General features: G+C 53.3%; 10 protein-coding genes. 5 read left to right on the forward strand and 5 right to left on the reverse strand.

Annotated features, from left to right (window positions below; genetic code table 11):
- Nucleotides 1-38 precede the first annotated feature (38 nt).
- Nucleotides 39-1,331 carry an NAD(P)H-binding protein gene (locus BMX66_RS05840; protein ID WP_090879216.1) on the reverse strand — a complete coding sequence of 431 codons (1,293 nt, stop codon included), beginning with the start codon at nt 1,329-1,331 and terminating at the stop codon, nt 39-41.
- Between the two features lie 107 nt (nt 1,332-1,438).
- Here BMX66_RS05840 and BMX66_RS05845 point away from each other — a divergent pair, with 107 nt between their 5' ends.
- The 4 genes from BMX66_RS05845 (at nt 1,439) to BMX66_RS05855 (ending at nt 4,602) form a co-directional block, all read left to right on the forward strand.
- Nucleotides 1,439-1,978: a hypothetical protein gene (locus tag BMX66_RS05845; protein WP_199679276.1), complete on the forward strand. Its 540-nt coding sequence runs from the start codon at nt 1,439-1,441 to the stop codon at nt 1,976-1,978.
- A 397-nt stretch (nt 1,979-2,375) separates the two neighbouring features.
- Entirely contained in the window at nt 2,376-2,765 is a 390-nt protein-coding gene (locus tag BMX66_RS05850; RefSeq protein WP_255398843.1) for a DUF421 domain-containing protein, read from the forward strand.
- 216 nt (nt 2,766-2,981) lie between these two features.
- Nucleotides 2,982-3,368 carry a hypothetical protein gene (locus BMX66_RS15305; RefSeq protein ID WP_143058206.1) on the forward strand — a complete coding sequence of 129 codons (387 nt, stop codon included), beginning with the start codon at nt 2,982-2,984 and terminating at the stop codon, nt 3,366-3,368.
- Between the two features lie 73 nt (nt 3,369-3,441).
- Nucleotides 3,442-4,602 carry a zinc-dependent alcohol dehydrogenase gene (locus BMX66_RS05855; protein WP_090879220.1) on the forward strand — a complete coding sequence of 387 codons (1,161 nt, stop codon included), beginning with the start codon at nt 3,442-3,444 and terminating at the stop codon, nt 4,600-4,602.
- 149 nt (nt 4,603-4,751) lie between these two features.
- On the opposite strand, the gene BMX66_RS05860 is transcribed toward BMX66_RS05855, so the two are convergent.
- Both BMX66_RS05860 and BMX66_RS05865 read right to left on the reverse strand, forming a co-directional pair.
- A complete protein-coding gene (locus tag BMX66_RS05860) occupies nt 4,752-5,186 on the reverse strand; it encodes a hypothetical protein (RefSeq protein WP_143058207.1) in 435 nt (144 codons plus the stop codon).
- Nucleotides 5,187-5,486: 300 nt separating this feature from the next.
- Nucleotides 5,487-6,257: an SGNH/GDSL hydrolase family protein gene (locus BMX66_RS05865; protein WP_255398823.1), complete on the reverse strand. Its 771-nt coding sequence runs from the start codon at nt 6,255-6,257 to the stop codon at nt 5,487-5,489.
- 458 nt (nt 6,258-6,715) lie between these two features.
- Here BMX66_RS05865 and BMX66_RS05870 point away from each other — a divergent pair, with 458 nt between their 5' ends.
- Nucleotides 6,716-10,486 (forward strand): NAD(P)-binding protein, encoded by a 3,771-nt coding sequence (locus BMX66_RS05870; RefSeq protein ID WP_255398824.1) that lies wholly within the window; start codon nt 6,716-6,718, stop codon nt 10,484-10,486.
- A 385-nt stretch (nt 10,487-10,871) separates the two neighbouring features.
- Here BMX66_RS05870 and BMX66_RS05875 read toward each other — a convergent pair whose 3' ends face one another.
- Both BMX66_RS05875 and BMX66_RS05880 read right to left on the reverse strand, forming a co-directional pair.
- Complete coding sequence (locus BMX66_RS05875) at nt 10,872-11,771, reverse strand: YihY/virulence factor BrkB family protein (RefSeq protein WP_177168731.1); 900 nt, start codon at nt 11,769-11,771, stop codon at nt 10,872-10,874.
- A 117-nt stretch (nt 11,772-11,888) separates the two neighbouring features.
- Nucleotides 11,889-12,287, reverse strand: a complete 399-nt coding sequence (locus tag BMX66_RS05880) for a hypothetical protein (RefSeq protein ID WP_090879228.1) — start codon at nt 12,285-12,287, stop codon at nt 11,889-11,891.
- Between the last annotated feature and the right edge of the window lie 111 nt (nt 12,288-12,398).

The following is a 12,398-nucleotide window of genomic DNA, read 5'->3' on the forward strand; positions in this document are numbered from 1 at the left end:
GGGCGGGATGGAGCGCGCGATTGTTTTTGCGGCGCAGGTTAGCTGCTGGATTCAGGATCATGCTTCTCCAACTCATACAATAATAAAATGACCGCGAGAATAGGCAGATTTTTTATCAGCGGGCCGAAAGGGTGCAGCCAGAACTCCGGAAGAAAAAAGGTAATGGCCACTGTATAAACGCCAATCAGGGTCACCTGCGCGATCCAGAGAAGCCTTCGGCGCCGCAGGAATAGCGTTCCCAGTCCGAAAGCGATATCGAGCGCAGCAGCGCCATAGAGCGCTACAGGCGCAAAGCTGCCGGTAATTCCTACGCGGGCAAGCAGATCATAGCTTTCGTCTACCGGATAAATCCCCATTGATACAATTCCCGCCACCAGCCACACCGTTGCGATCGCCATGCGCAGCACAAGCTGCAGCCAGCCCAGGAGCGCGGATATTCGTAACGCCTCCACACCCCATCGGGACGTGAACTCGCTCACCGGTCGAGGTTCGCGTCCTAAAAGCTCCCGGGTAGGTCCCGCATCCGCCGTATTTCCTCGCTGAAGCATTTGCCAGCTCTCCACGTCGAGCAAGCCCTTCCCCAACCGCTGACCGACCCGCGCGGTAATATCAATGAGAACCAGGGGGGTAGGTAGAAATATGCCGTCCCCCAACCCCATCAGTCGCCGCAGTTCGCCCAAGTACTCCCTCAAGGAGAGGGGTTTCGGACCGACAAGGGGAATACGTTGACCCAGATATCGATCAGTTTCGACTAATGCCGCTATGGCCTGGGTAAGATCATCGATGTGAATAGGCTGTATTTGCTGATCGCCGGGCCCGGGCAGAGGAATGATCGGCAAGCTTGCAATAAGGTTGAAAAGCCGCGCGCTCGCCCCGCCTGGCCCATACACGAGCGAGGGTTGAACCACTACTGCCTTGTTTGGCAAGGCAAGCAAGGCATCATCGGCGGCTTTTTTGCTGAGATGATACCGGCTGCGCGCCTCCTCATCCGCGCCGAGGGCGGATATTTGCACAACCTTGACGTCCGTCGCGGCACAAGCGGCAAAAAGTGCCTGAGGAGCACGAGTGTGAAGTGCGTCGAATGTTTGCCGCCCATGTTCCCGTAATATGCCTACCGCATTTATCACCACGTCTATACCGTCGAGTCGCGCCTTCCAGGTATCTATATCGAAGTCCCGGGTGTAGTCGACGCGGATAAAAGCAAACCGGCCCAGATTTCCCTGCGGTGAAGATTTCATTGCGCACACGATTTCATGTCCTGCGTCAGCCAGTACCGGGACCAGGTGGTTGCCGATAAACCCACTGGCGCCCGTAATCAATATGGTCGGCATATCAGACGGCTTGAATTCGCATGAATAGGGGATGAAGGAAACGAACCCGCCAGGATTTTTTTGAGCCGGACTGCATTGCAAGATCAAAATAAAGTATAGTTTCAGCCATGGCCCGCCCTCAAAAAACCTGGAGTCAAGCAGTTCGTAACGCTCTGATCTCGGGCGCCGTTGCGAGCGTTGCTTCAACCATTTCACTTTCGATTTTGGGTAAGGTCGAATTAGGCAAGTCGGCCGCCCCGGTTAATGGCCCGAGCCAATGGATATGGGGAAGGCACGCGCCCTACGAGAACCGCTTCAGTCTTAGATACACCATTGTCGGCTATGCGATACACCACGCAGCCTCCGTCTTTTGGGCAATCTGGTATGAGAAGCTTCGGCAACAACTCCCGTCTCCCGAAAGCGCTGCAACTGTACTGGCGCCTGCTGTTGCGGCTACCGCAGCAGCTTATGCCGTCGACTTTCACTTCACACCCAAACGACTGACACCCGGGTTCGAGAACCGTCTGTCCAAGCGTTCCCTGCTCATGGTTTATGGAACTTTCGCGCTCGGGTTAGCCGCCGCAGCTTTAGCGGACCGCTATCGCGCGCCCCGCGCCAAAACCAGGAAGATCATCAAAAAAATCGTTCCCCGCACGCTCGAAAACTGATCCACTGACTTACCTGATATCGCGTTTAGTAAAGCGGGTTTGACGCCTCCGCTGCGCGCAGCCAACTCACAGTCAACTGTATCAGCATATATTTCCCTTCAGTTACTCTACCCAAAGATAAAGACGTCCAACTGTGCGTTACCGTACTGAACGGATTTAACCAAATTCCTACTGTTCTTATGTTCAGCTTCCGCTGTCCCGATATAACCGCACCGCGATTAATCAAATGATCTTTCTCCGCTAATGCCAAGGCATGATTGACTGGTCCAAACTTTTCAGTTTTTCGGTAAATCCCGCCGAAATCGTTGTGCGAGGAACGGTCATCTACTGGTTCATATTTTTGCTGTTCAGATTCGTGCTTCGCCGCGACATTGGGGCTATCGGCGTTGCGGATGTGATGCTGCTCGTGCTCATTGCCGATGCGGCCAGCAACGGCATGTCCGGCGGATACGATTCGGTAACTGATGGCTGTATTCTTATTGCCACCATTGCCGGATGGAATTACTTCCTGGACTCGATGAGCTTTCATTCCGAGGTCGTCCGTTCATTGGTTCAACCACCTCCGCTGGCGCTTGTAAGAAAGGGCAAGCTGCAGCGTAAGGCCATGCGTCAGGAACTTATTACCCTGGAAGAATTACAGTCAAAGCTGCGCCAACAAGGCATCGAGAACATTGAAGAAATAAAAATTGCTTATCTTGAAGAAGATGGGGAAATAAGCGTGGTGCGCAATGATGGACAGGAACCCGAGCAGCCTCCTGGACAATCAGCAAAAAAAAAGGTTTTATAGCGGCACCGCACGGGTTGTTTTCGCTGGAACTGCAAGTCCGAGTAGAAGTCGCATGAGCGCGTAATATTGCGGAAACTTACTTCTTCCCGGCTGGCGCCAACGCTGAAAGCTTCCTTTTCCACGTTTCCGTGGCTTTGTACGTGCGATGCCGCACCGAAAATGAAAAAGCCACTGCGTAAAATTTCTGTTAATACGTTAACTCTTTTCGGGGTGACTATGAAACTCTCTTCAGTATTTACGGTTCAGTCTTTGGTAATCGCCGGTGCTTTTTTTCTGGGGCCCGGTTCGATTCATGCTCAAGTTACACCGGGACCAGGGGGCTCGATCGTCGGCCAACCTCCGGGACAAGGCAGCGCAGGACAAAGCGGCTCGGTCATCGGACAACCGCCGCCGGGACCAGGCAGTCCGGCACCGGGTCAACCTTTGCCCGGACAGGGCAGTTCCACGCCAGGTCAACCGGGATCCAGATCAACGATAGGAAACGATCCTGTGAGGGATAAACTGGACAGGACGAATAGAGAAGCCGCGGATCTCGACCGTGATGGCAGAATAAGTCCCGACGAAGCTTCCAGAATGCCGCCAGGGACGCCTCTGCCGAGATAGCGGCTGTCAGGTATCAGGTCCAGCGCTGCCTGGCTGGCTGGTTCCGGGAAGAAACGCTGCAAAGGAGAGTCCAGTGCGTGCACTGACCTATCATGGAAGCTACGATGTTCGCGTTGACACTGCACCGGATCCGATACTTCAGGATCCGGATGACATCGTTCTGAAAATCACCGCTACCGCGATCTGCGGTTCGGATCTGCATCTGTATCGAGGCAAAATCCCGGAACTCAAAGACGGGGACATCCTGGGCCATGAATTTATGGGCACAGTTGTGGATGCGGGCGCCGACGTTACGGCGCTACAAAAAGGCGATCGGGTAGTCGTGCCGTTTGTCATTGCCTGCGGCCAATGTTTCTTTTGCGAGAGGCAGTTATTTTCCTCGTGCGAAACAACAAACCCGGACCGTGGCGCAATCATGAACAAAAAGGGCGTACGTTCAGGCGCGGCGCTATTTGGCTATACTCACCTGTATGGAGGCGTGCCTGGTGGCCAGGCTGAATATGTCCGCGTGCCAAAAGCCAATGTAGGTCCGATCAAAATCCCGGAAACGCTTACCGACGAGCAGGTCCTGTTCTTGAGCGATATTTTGCCGACGGGATATCAAGCGGTAGTTAATGCGGATATCGGCCCGGGATCGGCCATTGCCATTTTCGGCGCCGGCCCTGTCGGTTTGATGACTGCCGCCTGCGCCCGCATGCTAGGCGCGGAAACAATTTTCATGGTAGACCATCATCCGTATCGGCTCGAATTCGCTCGTAAAACGTATGACGTTTTTCCCATCAATTTTGATGAAGTCGATCCGGCGGAAGTCATTATCGAAAATACGTCGTTCCGGGGTGTGGATGCCGCTATCGATGCAATAGGTTTTGAAGCTAAAGGCAGCGCACTTGAGACCGTAATGACCAACCTGAAGCTCGAAGGCAGCAGTGGTAAAGCCCTTCGCCAATGCATAGCCGCAGTTCGGCGGGGAGGTACTGTCAGCGTGCCGGGAGTTTACGCGGGATTCATACATGGGTTCCTCTTCGGGGACGCTTTTGAAAAAGGCCTGATATTCAAGATGGGCCAAACTCATGTGCAACGGTTCCTGCCCGAGCTGCTGGAACATATAGAATCCGGCAAGCTGCACCCTGATGTCATCATCACCCACCGTATGCCGCTTGCTGAAGCTGCCGCTGGCTATAGGATTTTCGACAAGAAAGAGGACGACTGCCGGAAGGTTGTTCTGACGCCGTAGCATCAACTGATACACGTCATCCCGTTCACACCGGAAATCAGCCTTGTCTGGGACTGCTAATCTCCCGCGGGCTTGCGGTTCACTCCCTGAATGCTCATTTCCGGCTAAGTAGAAGCCCGTACTTGGCCGGATGCGCGGCTGTCCGTTTTCTATTTGCTGCCGCCTGAGCTGCTGCCACCCGTTGTTCCACCTGTTCCCTTATGACCCGCTTTTGTATCAGTACTGCCGCCCAAAGTACTTTGCGAGCCGCTGCCCCCTTTATTCTCTCTAAGATTGCTGAAACCCTTATCTCCACTTGACCCACCTAAAGAACTGCCTTGTGGCGGCGTCGAACCGCTGGAACCACTAGCCGCCCCACTTCCCGAACTGCCGCTCCTGGTGCTGCCCAAGCTTTTTTCCGTACCGCCCCTTGTCGGATTGTCCATGGTTCCGGAGCCGGTCCCGTCGGATTCCGATCCTGATGCTCCCGATATATCCTGCCTTGGCGTGCCGCTTCCAGCATGAACAGCTCCCGTCAATCCAAGCGCTAATGCGGCAGCGGCCATACAACAGTTTTTTTTACTTGCTATCGATAGGATTCTCATTCCTGGCTCCTCGTGATCAATTAATGGAAATAAAAAAAGGATCCTGCCTCAGCTTCGGAAATTCCTGTTTTCATTTTGTTATCGTTAAAACAAAACCGGAGAACGACTGCATCCTAGGTGGCAAAACCGCTTCGCTCTGTTCGGAAGCATACATACATGGCGGAGGGGCCTTTCAACTAATGAAAACGTGGGGGTAACGGCCAGCGCATTTTCTTTTTAGCGAAACGAGACGAATCCCGGCACGGGAACGGGATGGCAAACGCCCCGGATTATGAGGGCATCCGACGAAATTCACATTCGTCATTTGCGGGCAGCCTTCAGCACGGCCGGCAGGAACGCAGCACGGACTTCCGAGGCGCCCCGCAGGCTCGGCTCGATCGTCCCAGTGAACCACGAGGGGTTGCCGCCGAGAAAATGGCGGTGCACATCGACGAGCTGCCCGTAACGGGGAGCAAGCTCCGCAATGATCGCGTTGATTCGGTTCAGGTTGGCGCGGGCAATGCGCGCATCGACAGCTAAAAAGTTGCGGGAATCATCACCGAATGTGGGGTCGTAAACGGTGCCGAGCAGAACCGGCCGCACCGGGAGTGTGTGCAGGAACGCTTCCAGTTGCTGTCGGAACCGCATAATTCCGCCACCTCGATCCGCTGCCAAGCCGACGAGGAGATCGTTGCCACCAATTGTTACCAATGCGACCGCCGGTCCAGTCACCCTGATCCCTCGTGCTTGCCGAGGTAGATCACCGACCAGGCCGCCGTCCCGGGCGCGATGATCGAGCTGCGCGGGAGTGAAGGATGACAGGTCGCGTCCCTTGAAATCGGGGAATAGGCAGTCATCATTGCGTACGATCAACTGCCCTGGATGTACGCCGTACTCGTTGTACCGGCCGCAGTCGAGGATCGAATCCCCCAACGTGAGGACTGTGAACACGCTGTTCGACGGCATAGAGTTTGATGCCCTAAATGCTCCCAAAGCCATTACCGCGGTGCCCGCCGCCAGCGTCTGCAGGCATCGGCGACGCGCGCCCGACTCAAGCCCATCGTTTCGTGCTGTCGTTGTCCCGAACAACACTCGCCCCTCCTATAGAGGACATGTTCCTGCAAAGAGCGCGCCACCACTCATCGGTTCCCGATTGTCCGCCCATCCACCCATCCGGGCAACTGCGACGATATATCGCGTGAAGTTCCAGGCAATCGAACGAACAAAGACCGGTCAACAAGGCAGCGGACTCGGCTTCCGAAGGGCGCAACGTTGGCCGCCCCCAAACGGTTGCGAATGTTCGTTATCGCACAGTAGCACCCCTTGAAAACCTTGATCATAGCAGTGCCGTCCGTTGTCAGCTCGGTAAGTAACAGCATACCCAGGTCAGCAACCGAAGCTCGAGACACGATCCGGAAGTTTCTACCGGAAAGCTTATTTAGATAACTGTTATTCAGATGAACGCGGCTTACAACAAAATATTTCGTTCTTATTGGCAGGCAGGTTACGAAGGTGCGGATCACATCAATATCTCAGGTGTGCCCATATCCATGAATAACGCTACGAAACATACGGATCTTGCGTATGACGATTATTTATTGCTGAAGGATTTTGAAATTGGAACCATACGCGAAAGCGTCGGCTGGCGATCGGTCGAAAAAGATGGACGTTTCGATTTTTCACCCATCCAAAAACGTGCCCGCGCGGCTCAAGAACTCGGGTTACAGGTCATATGGACGTTATGCCATTACGGCTGGCCAGATGATATTGATGTCTATTCGCCTGACTTTGTAGATCGGTTTGCGCTGTATTGTCATCGAGTCGTGGATTATCTGGAATCGTTTTCATCAGCTGATACTGTTTCTATCTATTCACCCATTAACGAGATTTCCTTTCTGAGTTGGGGCTGGGTCAAAAATCGCCTCATATCTTCGAATCCTGCTGCAAATGACGGCGTTGAACTGAAACGCCAACTGGTGCGCGCCACCTTGAAGAGCTGCGAAGTGATCTGGGAAATCAATCCTTCGGCACGCATTCTTCATTGCGATCCCTTGATACATGTTGTTGCGCCGCATGGCCGGCCCGAGCTTATAGATCAAGCAAGGGAGCATCGTGAGTCCCAGTTCGAAGCCTGGGACATGCTCTGCGGAAACCGGGATCCAGAATTGGGGGGTGCACCGCACTTCCTGGACCTGATCGGGCTTAACTACTATCACAGTAATCAATGGCAGATCGATCACACTGATCAGTGGCAGCTAGGCCGCAGCCTCTCGTGGCACCTGGATCATCCGCGCCGCGTCCCTTTATACAATCTCCTGAACGAGGTTTATCACCGCTACCGGCGGCCGATGATACTGTCTGAAACCAGCCATGTTGGAAGCGGTCGGGGCGCGTGGGTCAAAGAAGTGGCTCAACAAGCCGTGATGGCCCGGAAACTCGGCGTCGATCTGCACGGGATCTGTTTGTATCCGATTGTCGACCGCCCGGACTGGGACGACCCTCAGCGATGGCATAAAAGCGGCTTGTGGGAAGTTAATACTCAAGGGGAAAAAGAGAAACACTATCAGCGCATCTTGTCGGAACCCTATGCCGCTGGACTATATGACGCTCAGCGCCTGACGAAAAGCCTTTTTTCACATCATTTTTCAACTCAAGCCCCACCGACTATTCAAGGAGTTCCAATGACGACAATCATCGTTTTTTCCCACCTGCGGTGGGATTTTGTGTACCAACGGCCGCAACACCTTCTCTCCAGACTTGCCGAGAATTACAAGATTGTTTTCATTGAAGAGCCGATTTTTCATGAGCATGACAGTTTCCTTGAAACCTCCGAACCGGGGCCAAACGTAACCGTACTCAAGCCTCATACACCTGTCGCCGTGCCTGGTTTTCATGACGAGCAATTGCCGCATCTCATCAAGCTAATGCGACAATTCATTGCCTTGGAAGAAGAACATATCGCCTGGTTCTATACACCCATGGCATTACCGCTTTTGCAGGAATTGCAACCTGCACTGGTCATCTACGACTGCATGGATGAGCTCGCTGCCTTCAAAAACCCCCCAAAACAGATGCTTCAACGAGAAAACGCATTGCTGAAAGTCGCTGATCTTGTGTTTACCGGAGGCCCCAGCCTTTATCGCGCAAAGCGTGAGCGTCACCCGAATGTCCACTGCTTTCCCAGCAGTGTCGATATAGTACATTTCGAACAGGCGCTCGACCGAAGCAATGCTCATCCTGCGCACGAGGAAATACCCGGTCCCCGGCTCGGCTACTATGGCGTCATCGACGAGCGTATCGATATGGAACTTATTGCCCGTATTGCCGATACCCATCCGCGTTGGCAGGTCGTTCTGGTGGGCCCGATTGTAAAAATTGACCCCGCCTCGCTGCCGCACCGCCACAACATCCATTATCTGGGGCAGCAACCTTATAAAGCACTGCCCCATCTTCTCGCGGGTTGGAACGTTTGTCTGCTGCCCTTCGCGTTAAATGAAGCGACGCGCTTCATCAGCCCGACCAAAACGCTGGAATATATGGCAGCCGAACTGCCTATTGTCAGCACGCCCATTACTGACGTTGTCGACCTGTATGGTGAAGTGGTGTCAATTGCGGCGTCGCCCCAGGCTTTTATCAAAGCCTGCGAGGATTCATTATTGACGACTCCCGAGGAGCATAAACGAAACATTGTCAGGATGAGAGAACTGGTATCAGCAACATCCTGGAATATGACAGCAGAAAAAATGCACGAACTGATGCAACTCACAAGCGCCCAGAAAGAAGAGTCAATGAGTGCCGCACGGCCTCAGGCGGGGCAGAACGCCCCTATCCATCGCCCGGTTCAGCCTGTGCCGCCGGAAAACAAAAAGTGCGTCATTATCGGTGCGGGACCTACGGGACTTAGCGCAGCCTACCATCTTGATGATGATACGCTCTTGCTGGACAAGAACCCGACTGTCGGCGGATGGTGCCGCTCTATTCAGGATAAAGGCTTTACCTTCGATCACGCCGGTCACATCATGTTTTCAAACGACGCTTATGTTCAGCAGCTCTACAAAATTCTGCTTGGCAGCAATGTTCACTGGCAAAACCGCGAGGCCTGGGTCTACAGCAAAGGTGTACATACCCGTTATCCGTTTCAGGGCGCGCTTTACGGCCTACCGCCGAATGTCATCAGAGAGTGCATTGTCGGAGCAATAGAATCGCGCTATGGGATATCGAAAAATTTGGAATCCAGAACTGCGGGGACTTGCCAGGCGATAGACGGTGCAGCCGCGATTCTATCCGATTGTTGCGCTGACGGAACCGTGCCCGATTCCGGGAAAACACTTTCGTACGAAAACGCGACGGCAGCAAAAAACAGATCCGAAAATTTCGAAGAATTCATTTACAGGATGTGGGGCTCAGGCATAGCGAAGCATTTTGCAATACCCTATAACAAAAAACTCTGGACGGTGCCGCTGACGGAAATGGAAACATCCTGGCTTGGGGGCCGGGTGCCACTACCTGATCTGGAAGAAATCATTGATGGGGCACTTCAGCCCGTCGCCAAACCCATGGGTCCTAACGCACGCTTTGGCTACCCTTTGCGCGGCGGTTTTCAAGCGATGATGTCCGGTTTCATTCCCCATATCAAAGGCGCTATTGAACTGAATGCCGACGTTGCCCGCATATCGCCAGACCAGCATTTGATTACGCTTCGTGATGGACGGCGTTATCGGTATGAGAATTTGATCAGTACGATGCCCCTGCCCGAGTTGATCCGCCGTATGGGAGATGAAGCGCCTCCACTGATTAGAAAAGCGGCGGCAGCGCTACGTCACGTCTCGGTGCGCTGTGTCAATCTTGGTATCGGCCGGGAAAACATTTCGGACAAGCATTGGATTTACTATCCGGAAGATACGATCTTTCACCGCGTCTTTCTTCAAGGAAATGCAAGCCCTGGTTGCAATCCGCCGGGCGGGTTTGGCCTCACATGCGAGATATCCTACTCGCCGGCCAAGCCTCTTCCCGTAGATGGCCAGGATCTGATCGACCGGTGCGTAGAAGACTGCATCAGCGTCGGCCTATTGACCCGCGGCGACAAATTGATAACGGCGAATCTGGTGGATATGCCATATGCTTACGTCGTATATGACCACGTCAGGAAGCAAAACGTGGAAATCGTTAAAAGATGGCTCTCGGAACGAAATATTATCTTGTCCGGCCGCTACAGCGAATGGGAATATTACAATTCAGACCATGCTTTTCTAGCAGGGAAAAAGGCGGCGGACATGATTAAAAAATTGAAACCGAGAGAAAAAGTGTACGTAGCGGAATAAGTCGAAATCTGTCTCGATATGATAATAGACGCCCACATCCACTGCTCTGGGACGCTTGCCGGTGATTGCGACAAACGTCGGCGGCGTAATCGATATTGTTGTGAAGTAGGAGGTACCGGGTTGCTGAACGGTATCGGCGACTTGAAGGGGATGGCAAATAATATTGCCCCTTGAGATGTCAGATGAATCCATGATCCATGCGAACTGACATGGGAAAGGCGGTCCGAAAACGGGTTGAAGATAAGTTTGAACTTGACGATAGCCAGCCAAACATGGGGATTATCGAGAACCTTTGCCCAGGTTGGAAATTTGAGCGAGCGAAGTGTCGGGCAAAACTGAAGTTTAGTGGAAAAGGCCCGTCCGGCGGTCTTCGATTCCTACGTTTTCATTGCATCGCTTCTTCCTGGCTCAATCCCGGGTTGGCTTCTCGAGGGAGGACTTGCTCTTTCCTCGACCCATGGGCATGGGAATATACCCACGTAAATTCAACCCCGAGTAAAAATATCTGCGCGGAGTAATATACCCAAACCAGCACAACCACCAGTGAACCGGCAGCGCCAAATCCTGAGCTGATCGCACTTTTCCCAATATAAACACCGATCAGGATCTTGCCCACGGTAAACAGTAACGCGGTAACCGCGGCTCCCGCCCAGACATCCTCCCACTGAATCTTCACCCGTGGCATGAATTTGTAAAGCATTGCGAACACAGCAGTCATAAGCGCAAAGCTGACGATGAAATTTACCCCAGTGGCCAGTATTTCAAGATTTGAAAAGAACGGCCCCCACCATTTCCCGAGCGCAGCCACGGCGGCGCTGAGTACAAGAGATACAATCAGCAAAAAACCGATTCCCAGTATTATTCCAAACGACAGCAATCGCGACCTGATCAAACCCCATATCCCTTCTTTTTTATCTTTGCCAGGCACGCGCCAGATACGGTCGAACGCGTTTTGCAACTCGCCAAATACAGTTGTGGCGCCGATCAGCAACAAGACGGTTCCGATGACTGTGCCCGCCACGCCCTCTTCCTTGTCGCTTACGCTTTCAAGTAAGCCCTGCACTGCCAGCGCCCCCTCCTCACCCATCAAGCCCCGCAATTGGCCGAAAATTTCTCCGCGCACGGCTTCTTCCCCGAAGACCAGCCCAGCGGTTGAAATGACAATCAATAAAAGCGGCGCTATCGAAAACATGGTGTAGTAGGCGAGCGCTGCCCCCATGCTTGGCGCGTAATCATCGATCCAGGACGAAAAGGAAGCTTTCACCAGAGCCCATATTTGTCTCATATTCACATAGCTCCGGCTATGATGACTGCTGAAATGAATTTGAGCATTTTGCAGATACCTTGATCGTTTATGCTTAATGAATCAAGACGTGCTTCGGATCAGCAACGGCGGCCAGGACTAATAACGTCCAAACGGGTCCGGACCCGATCCCTCGCTGGTTTCCCTGGGATCTCGATCAATGATGGATCCAGCGCCGGGTTTATCCTCCCGTTTTTCCTGTTTTTTGCCGGAGCGATCCGGACCTTTCTTTGCAGCTTCGCTTTTGTGAGACTCACCCTTTTTGATAATGCCGTATTCCTGCCCTGAAGGCGTTTCCCCTGGGTCGTGTTCACCTGTCAGCGGGGGTGGCGATAGTGGCGAGGGTGTGGGCGTATTGTTCCCCATAGGGGTGCTCTGAGCATGGACGATACTGGATACAGAAAGAGCCAGAATCAGCCCTGCGACACTAAACGTCAGCCCGACGACGAGAGGCAAAGAATTCGACTGTGCCTTTCCTGATATTGGAGGATGGTTCATGCGGCTTTCCTGATCTGCGCAGCAATATTGCTGTGTGAAAAAGATACCCCAGGCCCATCGACTTTTCAGTGCGCTACCACACGGCGCGGACGCAAGAGCAAATAAAAGCTG

The sequence above is a fragment of the Nitrosovibrio sp. Nv6 genome (assembly GCF_900110495.1).
Classification (GTDB): Bacteria; Pseudomonadota; Gammaproteobacteria; order Burkholderiales; family Nitrosomonadaceae; genus Nitrosospira.

What these genes read in the sequence shown, in the direction of transcription:
- BMX66_RS05840 (WP_090879216.1), bottom strand. Translation starts at nt 1,331, where the DNA reads ATGCCGACCATATTGATTACGGGCGCCAGTGGGTTTATCGGCAACCAC.
- BMX66_RS05845 (WP_199679276.1), top strand. Translation starts at nt 1,439, where the DNA reads ATGGCCCGCCCTCAAAAAACCTGGAGTCAAGCAGTTCGTAACGCTCTG.
- BMX66_RS15305 (WP_143058206.1), top strand. Translation starts at nt 2,982, where the DNA reads ATGAAACTCTCTTCAGTATTTACGGTTCAGTCTTTGGTAATCGCCGGT.
- BMX66_RS05860 (WP_143058207.1), bottom strand. Translation starts at nt 5,186, where the DNA reads ATGAGAATCCTATCGATAGCAAGTAAAAAAAACTGTTGTATGGCCGCT.
- BMX66_RS05880 (WP_090879228.1), bottom strand. Translation starts at nt 12,287, where the DNA reads ATGAACCATCCTCCAATATCAGGAAAGGCACAGTCGAATTCTTTGCCT.
- BMX66_RS05870 (WP_255398824.1), top strand. Translation starts at nt 6,716, where the DNA reads ATGAATAACGCTACGAAACATACGGATCTTGCGTATGACGATTATTTA.
- BMX66_RS05875 (WP_177168731.1), bottom strand. Translation starts at nt 11,771, where the DNA reads ATGAGACAAATATGGGCTCTGGTGAAAGCTTCCTTTTCGTCCTGGATC.
- BMX66_RS05850 (WP_255398843.1), top strand. Translation starts at nt 2,376, where the DNA reads ATGCTGCTCGTGCTCATTGCCGATGCGGCCAGCAACGGCATGTCCGGC.